The sequence below is a fragment of the Paenibacillus taichungensis genome, from assembly GCF_013359905.1.
Lineage (GTDB): Bacteria > Bacillota > Bacilli > Paenibacillales > Paenibacillaceae > Paenibacillus > Paenibacillus taichungensis.
Map to the genome: position 1 here is coordinate 190,304 of NZ_JABMCC010000106.1, position 16,073 is coordinate 206,376.

The window sequence follows — 16,073 nt, forward strand, 5'->3', positions numbered from 1 at the left end:
GTGCAAGACTAGTATAGAAGTATTAAGATGATTGAACAATACAATAGTTTCTATTAAAATGATTATAAAAACCAATGATATGAGGAGAAGCATATGGAAATTCGCCAAATGGAGAACTTTATCGTCGTTTGTGAGGAACTCCATTTTACACGTGCAGCAGATAAAATCGGCATTTCTCAACCTACCTTGAGTCAACAGATTCGAGCGTTGGAGGATGAGTTGGGCGTTCCCTTGTTCGACCGGGTAGGCAAAAAGATTGTGATGACGCAGGCGGGAACGCTATTTCTAGAGCACTGTGTACAAATGGTTCGTCATTTACAGAATACCCAAGATGCATTAGCTGAATTCCGCAATGATCAACGAGGCAAGCTGGTGATTGGTGTCCTACCCTCCGATTTGGACTACCGTCTTACTCCATTACTCGTTAATTTTCATGCCCATTTTCCCAAGGTAAAATTAAAGGTTGTTTCTTCGATTTATGTACTGAATCAAGTGTTGGATAACGAAGTCGACATCGGCATCGAGCTCACTTCCATCTCTGATGATCGTCTTGTCCGCATTCCTTTGTGCAGCGAAGAATATGTACTCGTCGTTTCGGAGAACCACGCTTGGGCTGAACGAAATGAGATTGGAATTAAGGAATTGCGCGATATTCAGACCGTAATGTTTCCGGAAGGATTCACGGGCAGAGAACTGGTTGATGGCTATTGCCGCAAATATGGCTTTACCTTGAATACAATCATGGAGACAAGTTCGGCAACCTCCATTATTAGTCTTGTCAAAGCTAACGTTGGCGGAACAGTGCTGCCATATCCACTGATCAAGGCAATGAATGAACCAACACTACGCAGCATCCGAATTACGGACGATGCCCCTTACCGTCATTTTGAGATCATTCATCGGTCCGACCGTTACCTGACCCAATCTGCCAAAGCATTTATTGAGAAAACCATTGATTATTTTAATCAAGGATAAGTTCAGAGGGAGAGTGACTTGAATGCAAATAAAAGAGGTTAATTTGTTCACCCATCAAATGGAGGCCATGAAGCAGTTTTACGGTACGTTACTGGAGTTGGAGCTACTGGATGAGAGTGCATCATCCGTATCGTTCCGCACAGGAAATTCGGTCCTTTCATTTCAGCACGCTCCTGATCAGGAAAAGCCCTTCTATCATGTGGCATTTACGATTCCGACAAACCAACTTGCTGAAGCAAAGAAATGGGTTCAAGATCGAAACATTCCTTTGCTTTCTAAAGATGATAAAGATGAGTTCTATTTCCCCTACTGGGACGCAACAGCTATCTATTTCTATGACCCGAATGGTAATTTGATGGAGTTCATCGCCCACCATTCGTTGGATAATGTAGTCGAAGGTAACTTTGATTCCAGGCAGCTGCTATGCATTAGCGAGATCGGCCTGCCTGTCGATGATGTACCCGATACCATAAGCAAAATGAATGGACAGTATCACCTTGAACCCTTTGCCGGAGACGGAAAACAATTTGCCCCCATCGGGGACGCGGAAGGCATGTTTATTGTAATTGACAAAGAGACGCCATGGTTCCCAGACGGACGCAATCCCGGGGTATTCGCCACGGAGGTAAAAGTTGAAACTGGGCAACCCGGTAGTCTACGTATACAGAACGGTCTGTATTCCATTGTTTCGATTTGATGTTAGAGTGTACTGAATGATAAGCTCAATAGGGACGTGAGGCTCAATACTTGCCAAAACCATCCTCACAAGTGATATCCGCCTTAAGAATATCGTACAGATTTTGTTTGGAATTCTCTAATTTTTTCTGTGCCTCTTCAATTTCTGTTATTTTCGCTTGGATAACGCTTGCTTGTTCATTACTTGAAAATCCCTGTTTAGAGATCATAGATTGGATCTCATGGATCGTAAAACCAACAGCTAAACATTGTTTAACTACTTCCAGATGCTGAATAATGCTCTGGGCATATACCCGATAGTTATTTTTATCTCTCAGTATATGTTCATCCGTGATAATACCTATCTTCTCATAATAACGAATAGTGGATATCGGAAGGTTTACACTCTTGGCTACTTCACTAATTTTCATATGGATCGCCCTCGTTTCTTTTTCTTGCTATAAAGTATACTTCATAGTTTACAATCCTCATAGTGAGACGGATTGAGGTAACCCCATAACCCACTCTCACCAATATTAGATATGAGGAGAGATACTGGCGAAAGCTTCACGTGCCCCTTCGGCGATTAACATGCAACCGTGGCGTTTTCTTGTCATCGACAGTGCTGAAGGCAAAGAGAAGCTTGCACCACTAGCCTCTTTTAACCAGACACAGGCACTAACGTCCTCGGCTGTCATTGCCGTGTTTTACGATGCCAATAACGTTGAATACATGGAAGAGATTTTCAATAAATCAGTGGAACTTGGATACATGCCACAAGACATCATGGATATGCAAATGCAACAGGTAAAACCTTATTATGCGAACATAAACGCATCCGAACTACGTGATATTAATCTCATTGACTCAGGTCTCATATCCATGCAACTCATGCTCGTTGCCCGTGCCCATGGCTATGATACGAACCCTATGGCCGGCTATGATAAAGACCAGATCTCTGAAGCCTTCGGACTAGATAAAGAGCGTTTCCAGCCCGTGATGTTGATCTCCATAGGTAAAGCAGCCAAAGATGGCTACCCTTCCTATCGTCTCCCAGTTGAAACGATTACGACTTGGGCGTAACCATAGTAAATTCTAAAACAAACATGAAAATGGAAAACTCTAATTATGAGCACCTTTTTAAACTCATTTCAATTTATCCTGTTGCTCGTGGGTATTACCGTTAGAAACTAAAACTAATCGTGCAGAGAGTCTTTAAGATGTATTATCTCTGGATTAAAGATTTATGTTCATATAACAATGAAAATTAATTAATTCCATTCGAAAACAGATAAAATTTCTGTTCGGCCCCTATAACCAGAGTGCTTACCCTATAAACTTTGCTTCAGTCAAAGGATTTCATAAATGTGCCCTCTACTGATTTCGACATAGGAATTTTAACGTTAGATTCATAATGGAAAGGTTCATAACAAAAAGGGGTCCTAATGACAACTGTCATCAGGACCCTTTTAATATAAACTTATATAATAATATAAGAAATTAACAATCCCTTACTCTACCGTTACACTTTTCGCCAGGTTACGTGGTTTATCCACATCGTGACCTAGTGCCAGGGAAGCGTAGTATGCCAGTAATTGCAATGCTACAACGGACAGAGCCGGGCTGAGCAGTGGCAACGTCTTAGGAATCGCAAACGCTTGGTCAACGGATTTCAGCAATGGTGCTACGTGCTCTTCGTACGTAATTGCCAGTACGTCTGCGCCACGTGCTTTCACTTCTTTGATGTTGCTCACAGTTTTCTCCAGCACGTTCTCCTGCGTTGCCAAAGCAATGACAGGGATACCGTCCTCGATCAATGCGAGCGTACCATGTTTCAACTCACCCGCAGCATACGCTTCGGAGTGAATATAAGAGATCTCTTTCAGTTTCAACGATCCTTCTTGTGCTACTGCATAGTCCAGACCGCGGCCGATGAAGAAGAGATGTTCATGTTTGGAGATTTGTTCTGCATATCCTTTAATAGCTTCCGCTTGCTCCAGCATGGATTCAACTTGCTCAGGCAATGCTTGCATTGCTGCCAGCGTGTGAGCAATCTCTTCTGCTGTTTGTGTGCCGCGAACTTGTGCAAGGTACAGACCCAGCAGGTTGAACGCGATCAATTGCGAAGTGTACGCTTTGGTGGAAGCTACTGCAATTTCCGGTCCTGCCAGTGTTGCAATCACATCGTCCGCATCACGTGCAATGGAGCTACCTACAACGTTAGTGATGGCGAGTACATGTGCACCATTTGACTGTGCTTCACGCAGTGCAGCAAGTGTATCAGCCGTTTCACCGGATTGGCTCACCACGATCACAAGTGTATCTTTGCTTACGATCGGGGAACGATAGCGGTATTCGGAAGCAACATCTGTTTCAACCGGAATACGTACCAATTGCTCAATCACTGTACGTCCAACCAGACCTGCATGGTACGCTGTACCACAAGCGATGATTTGAACGTTACGGATATTTTTAATTTGTTCTTCAGTCATTTTCAACTCAGGAAGTTGAACCTTTTTGCTTTCATTATCGATGCGACCCAGCATTGTATCACGATATGCTTTTGGTTGCTCATGAATTTCTTTCAGCATGAAGTGCTCGAATCCGCCTTTTTCTGCGGTTACAGCATCCCAATCGACACGAATCATTTCCCGAGAAATAAAGTTACCTTCAATCGTCATCAATTCGACAGCATCATGTGTCAATACAGCCATCTCACCATCATTCAGAATGTACACGTTACGTGTATGTTCCAGAATTGCCGGGATGTCGGAACCAATGAAGTTCTCGCCTTCACCAATACCAATAATCAATGGGCTTGCTTGACGCACAGCTACGAGTTTCTCAGGCTCATGCTCTGTCAATACACCCAGTGCGAATGCGCCACGCAACAACGTGATCACTTTTTGCACTGTTTTAACGATATCACCATTGTATTCACGTGCGATCAGGTGAGAAATAACTTCAGTATCTGTCTCGGAAGTGAACGTGTGACCTTGAGCCATCAATTCGTCCTTCAGATCCAGGTAGTTCTCAATAATACCGTTATGCACAACAGAGAACTTCTGGCTTCCATCCGTGTGTGGATGAGAGTTCTCATCAGATGGTTTACCATGAGTTGCCCAACGTGTGTGTCCGATTCCGGCATTACCTACCAGTGGTGCACCATCCAGCTTAGCTTCAAGGTTCGCAAGACGACCAAGAGCTTTCGTGATTTGCAGACCTTCCGGTGTGAATACCGCGATACCTGCAGAATCATAACCACGATACTCGAGTTTCTTCAAGCCTTCGACCAATACCGATTGAGTGTTCTTATTACCAATATATCCAACAATACCGCACATAGTTTATTTCCTCCGTTTGTATATGAATACTGTGTCACGAAGAGAAACAGGCTGGCACGGCATATCGAAAAAATGAAAATGATTGCCTAACGTATCATGAAAACTTTCAATTATTCAATTATCAATGATCAGAGCAGCCTCTTGCCGCTCCGCAGTCATAAGCTGTTATTAGATGCAATCATGAATGTACATCATTTTCCCGTCCGCGCACTGTTCACGCTCTTCGCGCACATTCATTTGAATTTTAGTTGAATCTTGCACCTACCGGCGCGTTGTGTGGACAGTCACCCATCCATTTTCCGCAATCCGGTTTACGGCTCTGGTGCATCACCGGGAGGTCCCCGCCGAACAATCCGAACACCTCCACCTCGTCAGCTTGATTGCCGTCGATCTTGCTCAGTAACATCTTTATTGTTTCAAGATTAGTACTGATCAAAATCCTTCCCGCGCAACTTCAAGCTCTGGCGCTTGTGTAACTAGTACCTTACGATCCTCACTTTCTGTGTCTGAATGACGACTCCACTCATTATATGCACGTCAGGTTCATTTTGCAATGGAGCAAAGTACCTGTGACAATTTCGGCATATTTACCCACAATCCCGACCGGATAAACAGACCCATGGTCTCACTAGGCCGGGACGTAGGAATATGGGTTTGTATGGCATAAACCCTGTTAGATTAAACCTTATGAGACAGTGATTCCCTTGAAACAACCGTGTTTGGAAGGCCTATAGATCAGGTCCTATACCAGTTCTTTTTGCACAACATCTGCAATTTGAGATACGAATTGTTCAAGTTCATCTTTATCTGGTCCTTCCGCCATAACGCGGATCAGGGATTCGGTCCCGGACGCACGAACAAGTACACGTCCATTATCGCCCAGATGCTGCTCTACTGTAGCAATGGCTTGCTCAATCGCGGAATTGCCCTCGTATTTACTCTTATCTTCAACACGCACGTTCACCAATACTTGTGGATACTGGGTCATCAGCGCCTTAAGTTCACTCAGTTTTTTACTGGAAGCCTTCATCGTGTCCACAAGCTGAATCGCTGTCAGCATGCCGTCGCCTGTTGTGTTGTAATCCAAGAAAATAACATGACCGGATTGCTCTCCACCCAGGTTATAACCCCCACGGCGCATTTCTTCCATCACATAACGGTCACCCACAGCAGTCTTAGCTGTTTTCAGTGCCAGTTTCTCCGTTGCTTTGTAGAATCCGATGTTACTCATTACGGTAGATACCACGGTACTGTCTTTCAGCTTGCCTGCACGATTCATCGCATCACCACAGATGCACAGAATGAAGTCACCATCAACCTCAGCTCCTGTCTCATCAATAGCAATAAGACGATCCGCATCCCCGTCAAAAGCAAGGCCCAGATCCGCATTATGTTTCAGCACCTCTTGTTTTAAATGCTCCGGATGAGTTGATCCGCATTGCTCATTGATATTCAGGCCGTTAGGCTCAGCGCCAATGGCAATGACTTCTGCACCAAGTTCTCTGAACAACTTGGGTGCCAGCTCATAAGCTGCTCCGTTAGCACAGTCCAGAACAATTTTGAGTCCTGAGAACGATTCATTTACCGTTGTTTTCAGGTAGTCCAAATAGCGATAACGGGATTCTTCATCCACAGTAACGGTCCCCAAACCACCACCTACAGGGCGCGGCAATTGATCCGTTTCTGCATCCATCAGTTCTTCAATCCGGTTCTCCGTCTCATCGGACAGCTTGAAGCCATCTCCCCCGAAAAATTTAATTCCATTATCCTCAACCGGATTGTGAGAAGCCGAGATCATTACCCCTGCATCGGCTTTCAGCAGACGAGCAATATACGCCACTCCAGGAGTGGATACAACACCCAGACGAATTACATCGGCGCCAATGGACAGCAAACCTGCAACCAGTGCGGATTCCAGCATAAGGCCCGAGATTCGGGTATCCATACCAATAACCACTTTCGGTCTTTCCACACCGCCTGCAAGCACATAACCACCACAACGTCCGATGCTGTAAGCCAGCTCCGCCGTTAATTCTTTATTGGCAACACCTCTTACGCCGTCTGTACCAAAATATTTCCCCATGATCTAACTCCTTCTATTCGCATCATATAAGAGCATAAACGTTATTTTTAAAATTCTGATCTGAACATTTTCTTTACGGATTGGAGCCACTATTACTGCTACCGCTGTTATTGGAGTTACCTCGACTGGTATTCCCCTGCTGGCTCTGCTCCTGATTGTCCGTATTCGATTCTGTTTCTTCTTCTCCAGGAGCAGTTTCGGTATCTCCATTCTCGACTTCGGCTGGTGAAGGATCAGGCCCCAGCGTTCCTTCATCATTCGGATCCTCGCCGGGAGCAACCGTCGTATCATCAGCCTTCTCGCTAATTTTGACGGTAGCGCTCAGATCAACTGATGATTCATCCAGTTTGGCAAAACGAGGCAAGTCAGCCTCAAGCTTTATTTCATGTGTGCCTACCGCAAGTCCAGCAAGATCCGCAGTCAGCTTGATATCATCACTACTTAGACCTTCAAGCATCGTGGAAGAACCTCTAAGCGTAATATTCAAGCCGCCACTTTTGGGAGTCACCAGTGTCCCTTCCAGCCCGCTCCCCGCATCAGTAAGCGTAATGGGCACGTTCGGAAAGACTTTGGTCGTCTCCTGAAGCTCATCGTAAGGCGATACCGTCACCTTAAGCTGAATCGAACTAGGCTCGATTTTCTCAAAACCGGGAGGCGGCGTCAAGTCCACGTTAACTGTAGACGTTCCTGGCTCATTGAACTGTGTAAGATCAAGGGTTACTTGGTCGTAGGACTGTATACCCGCAAGCGCATCCTCTGTTCCGTAAACCGAGACTTCTTTCACGCTTGGTTCAACCGTGGAGAGCACCATTCCCTCCGGCAGCTGTCCCGAATATTTGATTCTTAAGGGCACAGTTGTATAGGGCTGACTGACCGGAATACGGACTTCAACGGTTTCTGGTGTAACAATCGCATTTTCAATGACCTTGCCTTCGGCATCGTATGCCTGAAGCTTCACTTTTTTCTGCGTTACGTCATCCTTCGCATCCTTCACGCTCACACTGCCCTGAACCTTCGCTACGGCGTCAAGCTGCCCTTCCGGCAGAGTTACCTTAACTGGACCTGAAGGTTCAACAACGGGCGTTCCAGCGTTATATCCGGCGGATGGTTCTCCTTCGGGTACAATATTCACATTGAAGGATTTGGTGCCCAATTTCTCCACGTTGACCGTAACCATGGAAGGCTCCATGCTGACTACCTCAACCCCGGAAGGCAGATCGGGTACTAGCGGTAACGTATTGGACCCATCTTTCACCTGACTAAGATCCACTAGCACCTTATAATCATCATTCGTAAAAATCGAAGTTAACATCGAACGCTGCCCTTTAATCTCCAGACGTACCTCATCCGTACTTAATGAAGTAAGTACATAGGAGTTACTGTCGAGTCCATAAGGCTGAACAGGCACAGTACGCTCCACAACCTTATTAGTTGTCCCTGTCGTGATCGTTGGCGTAGTTGGTACTTCATCCAGATGTATCATGAACCAGAGCAACAAACTCACCGCTAAAGCGAGAATCTTGGCAAAATTGTTGTTATTGAACCATTTATCCATTTTTACGTCCCCCCTTCCGTTTCCAGAAGGTAGTCCAACCATTCTTTTTAGTCAGATTGGATGTTGGACGCAGTTCTTCGTACAGTTTGGCAATCAATGATTCTTCCTTAATATCACGAACAACCTGTCCATTCATCGCAAGCGACACTTGTCCCGTCTCCTCCGAAACAACCAAACAGATCGCATCTGCAACCTCGGTAATCCCAATTGCTGCACGGTGACGCGTTCCTAGCTCTTTGCTAATAAACGGATTCTCGGACAAAGGCAAATAACAGGCTGCCGCCGAAATCTGTTTGCCCTGTATAATGACGGCTCCATCATGGAGCGGTGTATTCGGAATAAAAATGTTAATCATCAGCTCTGAGCTAACCAGAGATTGCATCTGAATGCCGGACTCCGTGTAATCGTTCAGACCTGTTTCTCGTTCAAATACAACCAGTGCACCAATTTTACGTCGTGACAAATAATTTACGGACTTAATAATCTCACCAATTAAAACCGTTAATTCTTCATCACTTGCTGCTGCCGAGCGTCCAAACAGTTTACCTCTACCCAATTGCTCCAGACCACGGCGCAGTTCCGGTTGAAAGATAATAAAGACCGCAACGACACCAAACGTAAACATCTGGTTCATCAGCCATTTGAGCGTATAAAGGTTTAGCCACGTACTTAGTGCCCAGATCACTACAAGGAACAGAATGCCTTTAAGCAACTGAACTGCACGGGTACCCCGCACAAGCAAAATCAATTTGTACATAATATAGGTAACGATCAATATATCGATAACGTCCTTAATGGACTCTTTCCACGTTAAGTCAGCAAAATAATTCATAAGCCAGCCCCCGCTATCCCCATTGATGAGTAAACCCTGCTCTCATATTAACCCATTAGGATTTAATTAATCCTTTATCGCATTTGCATAATCCATTCAACTCACTCTCAGGTACAAGAGTTGGCCAGAAACGAGCACTCTGATCTAACCAGCGTAAAGACGAACAGAATCATTTCCATCTATATTTTGCTGATTGAAAGACGCTCTTTGGATTTATGCAAAAAGCTTATCTATATGTAGTAGTATGTTCTCTTTAGTATCTAGGTTATAACGTTAACGTTCATGTTGCAAGTTACGGGAGTCACAAACTGCGCATAAACAACACAAATCCCATAAATTACAAAGTTATCAGATAAAAAAAGAGTACCCCAGCAATCTGGAGGTACCCTGCTTGGTATATACCATTGAAGAATTTACCCTGTTTTAGCGATAAGCCACTTCATTTACCATATTGGTTATTTTGTACCAGAACCAGTCCAGCGCCTGATCAATACTTTTCACCTGACCGGAAATATGTGCCGTTGAAGCCTGATACAACTGTCCGTCGATGACCGTTAGATTGCCATTCACATCACCGTACACCTGAGCAGTTCCATTCTCTATCGTAAGATCGCCAGCAATGGACTTGCCCTCCGGAACAATAACCGTGTTTCCTTCAATCACGATCTGGTCCAAATTATTTCCCTTAACGACCATTTCGTTATTCTGATTCCAGAAATTCCAGGCGCTAAAGAGCATCACGACCAAAAAGAAGGCTGCCGCCGTCAGCGCGGGATGTCCTTTGACCCATTTGAGCCATACTTGCTGTCTCTTGGGCTGGGGCAGAGCATTCATAATTCGATTGGTCAGCTCATCCGAGGCAGACGGTGAATAGTGTTTCATGGCAAAGAGTAGCATTTCCGTCTGTTCCAACTCTTTAAAGCGCATGCGACAATCCGGACAGGTCACAAGGTGACTTTTCAGTTCAACCTTCTGGGCCGGGGACAACGACTCATCCAAACATTCATGCATTAAAGAGACGGCCGAGTTGCAATCCATATGAGAGCCAATCCTTTCTTAGATCACTTAGTCCTTGCATTGCCAAAAAGCACGCATAAGACTTGCATACATTACATACGCATCCGTTTCGGATATGTTTCAAATAATTTCGCCCAAAATACAGACGTTTTACATTTACAACTTGTATTCCAGTTTTTTACGCAAAAAATCACGGCCCCGATGAACACGAGTCTTAATCGTTGTTACGGGCATACCTGTCACATCACTGATTTCCTGTAGCGACAAGTCCTGTAAATATCTCAAAATCATGACTGATTTATACTTGGCCGGCAAACTGTCAATCGCTTCACGGATTAGTGTCTGTGTTTCAGACAAAAGTGCTTCACTCTCTGGTGTACGATCATCGCTTGGAAGCATTGCATAACCATCAGATCCTTCCTGATCATTCAGCTCTGCATCCAATGAATAAGAAGGTTTCTTCCGCCGTAAGCGGTCAATACACAGATTGGTTGCAATCCGGTATATCCAGGTTGAGAACTTCTGGTTCGGATCATACTTCTCCATATTGCGAAACACACGTAAAAACGTCTCCTGTACAACGTCTTCAGCTTCATGACGATTGTTCAGCATCCGGTATGCCAGATGAAACAGCTTGTCCTTGTATAATTCAACGATTTCTGCAAAGGCTCGCTGGTCACCCTTCAGTACCAGCTTAACAAGCCTGTTCTCCAAATTGTCCACCCTTATTCCCCCAGACATGCTGATGGGTCTTCCGCCTTCTGATACCCGTCCACACTTGTAATTCACCAATCAAATCGTAAATCAACTTTGGTCAAAAATCAAGACTGTGCCGGAAAATAACCGCCAAAAACAGTAAAAACGGGAACTCCCGAAGGAGTCCCGTTTCATCTCTCACTCAAGCTGAGGAAAGAATTAAGCTTTTACTATCTATATGGCTGGAAAATTCACTTCATATATTGTTAAGCAGGTTAATGATCAGCCCGTATTCCGAAGTCCTGCAGCAATGCCGTTAATTGTAAGCAGCACTTCACGCAGCAACTCTGTGTCATCCTCGCCACGCTCACGCATGTCTCTGAGCTCACTCAGAAGTTGGACCTGCATGTAGGACAAAGGATCGACATATGGATTACGAAGTCGGATCGACTCTTGAATCACCGGTACATCATCCAAAATTTCAGCTTCTCCCGTAATTTTCAGAATCAGCTCTTTGGTAAGTTTGAATTCAGATTCAATCTGACCATAGATGCGATCACGTGCTTCCACATTGGAAGTCATGGCCGAGTATTCCTTCGCAATAACCAGATCTGCTTTGGCAACAGCCATCTGTACCGTATCAATTAGTGTACGGAAGAATGGGAAGTTTTCATACATTTCTTTCAGGACAACCAGATTTTCTTCTTTATCCTGATAGTAACTTTGAAGTCCCGTTCCTGCCGCATACCATGCGGGAAGCAGATAACGACTTTGGGTCCAGGCAAATACCCAAGGGATCGCTCTCAGGTCCTCGAACTTGTCGCTGTTTTTCCGTTTGGATGGACGTGAACCAATATTCAGTTCCCCAACCTCAGGCAGCGGTGTCGATTCCTTGAAGAAAGTAAAGAAGTCTGGATCACGGAAGATGAGATCCTGGTATTTTGTCAGGGATACTTCAGAAATATCTTTGATGATGCTGTCCCACTGACGCTCTGAGTCCGACTCCTGCGGCTCCAGACCGTTTAGTGCAGCTGTAATCAAAGCCGATGTAGCCTGCTCAAGACTGCGGTATGCAATTCCCTGAAGGGAATAACGGGAAGAGATAACCTCACCCTGCTCTGTAATCTTGATGCCCCTACCAATGGTGTGTGGTGGTTGAGCAAGAATACTACGGTTGAGAGGCATACCCCCACGTCCAAGCGCTCCACCTCTACCATGGAAGAACTTCAGTTTAACGCCGTGTTTATTCCCAACAGCGGTGATAGCATTCATCGCCACGCGCAGCTCCCAGTTGGCTGTAACAACCCCGCCATCCTTGTTGCTGTCCGAGTAACCCAACATGATTTCATGCAGTTCATTCCGTCCACTCACACTTGCGCGATATACCGGAAGATTGAACAGCTTCTCCATAATTTCCGAAGCGGCATGAAGATCATCAATCGTTTCAAACAATGGAACCGCTTGAAGCGTAGATACCACTTCACCGTTATGCTCTTTGCGGAACAAACCTACTTCTTTGGCAAATACCATAACCTCAAGCAGATCACTTGCTCCTTGGGTCATACTAATCAGGTAGCTTGTGATACAGCCGGCCCCAAACTCGCTCTGAGCACGTTTGATCGTACGGAATACATCCAGAGTTTCTTTGGTCCCCTCAGTGTATTGATGATAAGGGGAAGTCAGCGGACGAGGATCATCCAGCAAACGAGCCAGCAAATCGATTTTGCCATCTTCCGTCAAACGAGCATAATCTTCTACGATGTTCATCTTGGCCAAAATCTCCGACATCGCATTTTCATGCTCTTTGCTGTGCTGACGCACATCCAATGCAGCTGTATGGAATCCGAACAGCTCGACTTGACGAATCATTTTGCGAATGGTCGTATCTGCTACATAGTCTGCAAAGTGATGACGCAGGCTGCGATCGATAATCATCAGATCATCCATCAGTCCTTGAGCGCTGTCATAGCGGTCAGGCTGTCCTACTTTGTTCTCATCCAGCACATTGTTCAGCTTGGCAATCATATAAGCCAATTTAATGCGATATGGCTCTTTTTCATTCCGCCACATGTCCACTTTTTTCAACGTTACACAACTACGATCTTGCTCAATCGACTGCACCAGCTCATCCGATACGTGAATGATGTTCGTGCTGAAGCTGAGATGTCCCATAAGTTCAATCATAATCCGTTGATACTCACGTAAAGCGAGCTTACGCTGCATCAACAGTGTCTGCCATGTTACATCTGAAGTTACCGAAGGATTTCCATCCCGGTCTCCACCGATCCAGGAACCGAACCGCAAATACGTCGGCACATGCCAGTCATGGTCAGGATAAAATTTATTCAGGCAGCGTTCAAGCTCCTGGTATACATCCGGAAGTACATGGAACAACGTTTCATGAAAGTAATACATTCCGTTCCGTACTTCATCAAGCACAGTCGGTTTACGGTCACGAAGCTCATCAGTCTGCCATAGTGTAATGACTTCATTCAGCAACTTCTCCCGCAACTGTTCACGTTCACGCAACGTCAGCGTAGGATTATCAAGTGACATGACATCTTCGGATATCCGTTTGTGGATGTCCAGTATAACCCGACGCATGGCTTCGGTTGGATGAGCTGTCATCACCAATTCCAGCGATAAATCTTCTAGAATATCCTCTACTTCCGTGTGAGACAGTCCACGTTCCTTCAGATCTTGTACTGCTTTTTCAATCGATCCAGGCTGCACAGCGTCCCCTGCAGAACGTTCATAATCCCGTTTACGCCGGATCCGATGGTTTTGTTCAGCAATATTAACTAATTGAAAATAAATCGCAAAAGCTCGAATCACCTGATGGCGATTTTCTGAGTCTAATTCCTGGATCATCGTTTTGAACTCTGCATAAAGTTCTGGCAAGAACTCTGCACGCAACGATTTGCTCGTTTCCCGAATCTTCTCAACGATATCTAGAAGTTCCGTGCCTCCTTGATGGACAAGAACTTCTCCGAGTATATTGCCCAGGAACCGCACGTCTCGCCGAAGCAGGTTGTTGGATTGGCTTTTGCTGGCGGTTACCATAGTTTCAGTCATGCTTATCCTCCCATCTGATCGTTCCATTCGTACACGTAAATTTGACACCTTCATAACATCATACAATAAAATGGTACGAAAATCTTTATTTTTCTACTAGTAAAAATGGGGATTTACCCTGATTTACAGCACAAAAACACGCTTTATTATTCATTTTCTTGTTCTGCTTCGATTAATGGTCAAATGCTGTCGCATGATACCTTTTTCACGTACTTTTCATTACTCGAATAACTCATACCTATTCTTAATTTTTCATAAATATACAGTTAGACTTGGAATGTTCGTTGCACCTGAATGGATTCGTATCTGCATGATTTCCATTATTACAAACCAGACGAAACATAAAGAAACATGACCGGCAAAGCAAGCTTTTGTATACTTTATCACAGTGACGCAATAAATTAAAGAGTGTTTTTATAATTTTTTGATTCTTATAGCAGAATTTAATGAAGAGGTTTGAGTTATTCTTTCACTTATCAAACGAATATAGGGGAGATTGGTATTATAATGAGGTGTTGTTTCTATAAATAAAAGAAAAGTCCCTGTATATACAGAGACTTTTCAATGAATCATGAAGCGGGTGATGGGAATCGAACCCACGCTATTAGCTTGGAAGGCTAAAGTTCTACCATTGAACTACACCCGCAAATAAAAATCGGGATGACACGATTTGAACATGCGACCCCCTGGTCCCAAACCAGGTGCTCTACCAAGCTGAGCTACATCCCGATATTTATGAAAATAATGGCGCGCCCTGAGAGATTCGAACTCCCGGCCTTTTGATTCGTAGTCAAACGCTCTATCCAGCTGAGCTAAGGGCGCAAATATTGGAGCGGAAGACGGGAATCGAACCCGCGACCCTCGCCTTGGCAAGGCGATGCTCTACCGCTGAGCCACTTCCGCAAAACCTATGCGCGTGGAGGGACTTGAACCCCCACGTCGTGAAACGCTAGATCCTAAGTCTAGTGCGTCTGCCAATTCCGCCACACGCGCATATAATGGTGAGTCATGAAGGGCTCGAACCTTCGACACCCTGATTAAAAGTCAGGTGCTCTACCAACTGAGCTAATGACTCAAACTGAAAAATAAGATGGCTGGGGATATAGGATTTGAACCTATGCATGACGGAGTCAAAGTCCGTTGCCTTACCGCTTGGCTAATCCCCATTAAGTTAAGTGGTGGAGGCTGAGGGGATCGAACCCCCGACCCTCTGCTTGTAAGGCAGATGCTCTCCCAGCTGAGCTAAGCCTCCATCCTATGACCCGTAGGGGATACTCTCACTTCGTTCGAGACTGCGAAGCCATTGCTAACGAAGTTTATCCTCCGACGAACCTTTGGGATTCTCATCCCTTTTTTAAGCTAATAAATATAGCTATGACCCGTAGGGGATTCGAACCCCTGTTACCTCCGTGAAAGGGAGGTGTCTTAACCCCTTGACCAACGGGCCCCATTTCCAAAGCTCTCAACCGGGATCGAACCGGTGACCTCATCCTTACCATGGATGCACTCTACCTACTGAGCTATGAGAGCAAATGGCTCCCCGAACAGGGCTCGAACCTGTGACAACTCGATTAACAGTCGAGTGCTCTACCAACTGAGCTATCAGGGAATAATATGCATTTGCAGGGCAAATGCAATTCATCATACAACGTTAACATGCAGAGCCTGTTTTCTATGTAGGATGAAAGAGTTCGCTTGGCGGCGTCCTACTCTCCCAGGACCCTGCGGTCCAAGTACCATCGGCGCTAGAGGGCTTAACGGTCGTGTTCGGGATGGGTACGTGTGGAACCCCTCCGCCATCGCCACCAAACGCATAGCTTA

At 45.1% G+C, this 16,073-nt stretch carries 11 protein-coding genes, 11 tRNA genes, 1 rRNA gene and 1 pseudogene; 3 read left to right on the plus strand and 21 right to left on the minus strand.

Annotated elements, in window-relative coordinates; genetic code table 11:
• The first annotated feature begins 93 nt into the window (after window positions 1-93).
• Together HP548_RS11785 and HP548_RS11790 are read left to right on the plus strand one after the other, a co-directional pair.
• Window positions 94-975 carry a LysR family transcriptional regulator gene (locus tag HP548_RS11785; protein ID WP_175381718.1) on the plus strand — a complete coding sequence of 294 codons (882 nt, stop codon included), beginning with the start codon at window positions 94-96 and terminating at the stop codon, window positions 973-975.
• Window positions 976-997: 22 nt separating this feature from the next.
• On the plus strand, window positions 998-1,672 hold the full coding sequence (locus HP548_RS11790; RefSeq protein WP_175381719.1) for a VOC family protein: 675 nt from the start codon (window positions 998-1,000) through the stop codon (window positions 1,670-1,672).
• A gap of 43 nt (window positions 1,673-1,715) precedes the next feature.
• On the opposite strand, the gene HP548_RS11795 is transcribed toward HP548_RS11790, so the two are convergent.
• Entirely contained in the window at window positions 1,716-2,081 is a 366-nt protein-coding gene (locus HP548_RS11795) for a MerR family transcriptional regulator (protein ID WP_076291160.1), read from the minus strand.
• 118 nt (window positions 2,082-2,199) lie between these two features.
• Here HP548_RS11795 and HP548_RS11800 point away from each other — a divergent pair.
• Window positions 2,200-2,733 (plus strand): annotated as a pseudogene (locus tag HP548_RS11800) (nitroreductase family protein); the annotation flags it as partial.
• A 428-nt stretch (window positions 2,734-3,161) separates the two neighbouring features.
• Here HP548_RS11800 and glmS read toward each other — a convergent pair.
• The 20 genes from glmS to rrf form a co-directional block, all read right to left on the minus strand.
• Window positions 3,162-4,994 (minus strand): glutamine--fructose-6-phosphate transaminase (isomerizing), encoded by a 1,833-nt coding sequence (gene glmS / locus HP548_RS11805; RefSeq protein WP_076291158.1) that lies wholly within the window; start codon window positions 4,992-4,994, stop codon window positions 3,162-3,164.
• Between the two features lie 244 nt (window positions 4,995-5,238).
• Window positions 5,239-5,400, minus strand: a complete 162-nt coding sequence (locus tag HP548_RS11810) for a hypothetical protein (RefSeq protein WP_175381721.1) — start codon at window positions 5,398-5,400, stop codon at window positions 5,239-5,241.
• Between the two features lie 336 nt (window positions 5,401-5,736).
• Window positions 5,737-7,077, minus strand: coding sequence for a phosphoglucosamine mutase (glmM, locus tag HP548_RS11815; RefSeq protein ID WP_175381722.1), 1,341 nt, complete (start codon window positions 7,075-7,077; stop codon window positions 5,737-5,739).
• A 73-nt stretch (window positions 7,078-7,150) separates the two neighbouring features.
• Window positions 7,151-8,632 (minus strand): CdaR family protein, encoded by a 1,482-nt coding sequence (locus tag HP548_RS11820; protein WP_175381723.1) that lies wholly within the window; start codon window positions 8,630-8,632, stop codon window positions 7,151-7,153.
• The gene (gene cdaA / locus HP548_RS11825; RefSeq protein ID WP_063567044.1) at window positions 8,625-9,464 is read right to left on the minus strand and encodes a diadenylate cyclase CdaA; all 840 of its coding nucleotides are present in this window, start codon (window positions 9,462-9,464) and stop codon (window positions 8,625-8,627) included. The genes HP548_RS11820 and cdaA overlap by 8 nt, the downstream gene beginning before the upstream one ends.
• Window positions 9,465-9,887: 423 nt before the next feature.
• Entirely contained in the window at window positions 9,888-10,502 is a 615-nt protein-coding gene (locus HP548_RS11830) for a zf-HC2 domain-containing protein (RefSeq protein ID WP_062329949.1), read from the minus strand.
• Between the two features lie 135 nt (window positions 10,503-10,637).
• The gene (gene sigW, locus HP548_RS11835; RefSeq protein ID WP_017692117.1) at window positions 10,638-11,204 is read right to left on the minus strand and encodes an RNA polymerase sigma factor SigW; all 567 of its coding nucleotides are present in this window, start codon (window positions 11,202-11,204) and stop codon (window positions 10,638-10,640) included.
• 255 nt (window positions 11,205-11,459) lie between these two features.
• Window positions 11,460-14,252, minus strand: coding sequence for a phosphoenolpyruvate carboxylase (gene ppc, locus HP548_RS11840; RefSeq protein WP_175381724.1), 2,793 nt, complete (start codon window positions 14,250-14,252; stop codon window positions 11,460-11,462).
• Between the two features lie 575 nt (window positions 14,253-14,827).
• Window positions 14,828-14,898, minus strand: a tRNA-Gly gene (locus HP548_RS11845).
• A 9-nt stretch (window positions 14,899-14,907) separates the two neighbouring features.
• A tRNA-Pro gene (locus HP548_RS11850) sits at window positions 14,908-14,981 on the minus strand.
• Window positions 14,982-14,997: 16 nt separating this feature from the next.
• Window positions 14,998-15,074 (minus strand) — tRNA-Arg (locus HP548_RS11855).
• A gap of 6 nt (window positions 15,075-15,080) precedes the next feature.
• Window positions 15,081-15,155, minus strand: a tRNA-Gly gene (locus tag HP548_RS11860).
• 8 nt (window positions 15,156-15,163) lie between these two features.
• A tRNA-Leu gene (locus HP548_RS11865) sits at window positions 15,164-15,245 on the minus strand.
• A gap of 6 nt (window positions 15,246-15,251) precedes the next feature.
• Window positions 15,252-15,327 (minus strand) — tRNA-Lys (locus HP548_RS11870).
• Between the two features lie 16 nt (window positions 15,328-15,343).
• Window positions 15,344-15,418 (minus strand) — tRNA-Gln (locus tag HP548_RS11875).
• A 10-nt stretch (window positions 15,419-15,428) separates the two neighbouring features.
• Window positions 15,429-15,504 (minus strand) — tRNA-Val (locus HP548_RS11880).
• Between the two features lie 123 nt (window positions 15,505-15,627).
• Window positions 15,628-15,699: transfer RNA gene (locus HP548_RS11885), tRNA-Glu, on the minus strand.
• A gap of 10 nt (window positions 15,700-15,709) precedes the next feature.
• Window positions 15,710-15,782, minus strand: a tRNA-Thr gene (locus HP548_RS11890).
• Between the two features lie 3 nt (window positions 15,783-15,785).
• A tRNA-Asn gene (locus HP548_RS11895) sits at window positions 15,786-15,861 on the minus strand.
• Window positions 15,862-15,945: 84 nt separating this feature from the next.
• Window positions 15,946-16,062: ribosomal RNA gene (gene rrf / locus HP548_RS11900) — 5S ribosomal RNA — on the minus strand.
• Window positions 16,063-16,073: the final 11 nt, after the last annotated feature.

Excerpts from the sequence above, each read along its gene's own strand:
- HP548_RS11830 (WP_062329949.1), bottom strand. The coding sequence starts at position 10,502 with ATGGATTGCAACTCGGCCGTCTCTTTAATGCATGAATGTTTGGATGAG.
- HP548_RS11810 (WP_175381721.1), bottom strand. The coding sequence starts at position 5,400 with ATGTTACTGAGCAAGATCGACGGCAATCAAGCTGACGAGGTGGAGGTG.
- glmS (WP_076291158.1), bottom strand. The coding sequence starts at position 4,994 with ATGTGCGGTATTGTTGGATATATTGGTAATAAGAACACTCAATCGGTA.
- glmM (WP_175381722.1), bottom strand. The coding sequence starts at position 7,077 with ATGGGGAAATATTTTGGTACAGACGGCGTAAGAGGTGTTGCCAATAAA.
- HP548_RS11790 (WP_175381719.1), top strand. The coding sequence starts at position 998 with ATGCAAATAAAAGAGGTTAATTTGTTCACCCATCAAATGGAGGCCATG.
- HP548_RS11820 (WP_175381723.1), bottom strand. The coding sequence starts at position 8,632 with ATGGATAAATGGTTCAATAACAACAATTTTGCCAAGATTCTCGCTTTA.
- HP548_RS11785 (WP_175381718.1), top strand. The coding sequence starts at position 94 with ATGGAAATTCGCCAAATGGAGAACTTTATCGTCGTTTGTGAGGAACTC.
- ppc (WP_175381724.1), bottom strand. The coding sequence starts at position 14,252 with ATGACTGAAACTATGGTAACCGCCAGCAAAAGCCAATCCAACAACCTG.
- cdaA (WP_063567044.1), bottom strand. The coding sequence starts at position 9,464 with ATGAATTATTTTGCTGACTTAACGTGGAAAGAGTCCATTAAGGACGTT.
- HP548_RS11795 (WP_076291160.1), bottom strand. The coding sequence starts at position 2,081 with ATGAAAATTAGTGAAGTAGCCAAGAGTGTAAACCTTCCGATATCCACT.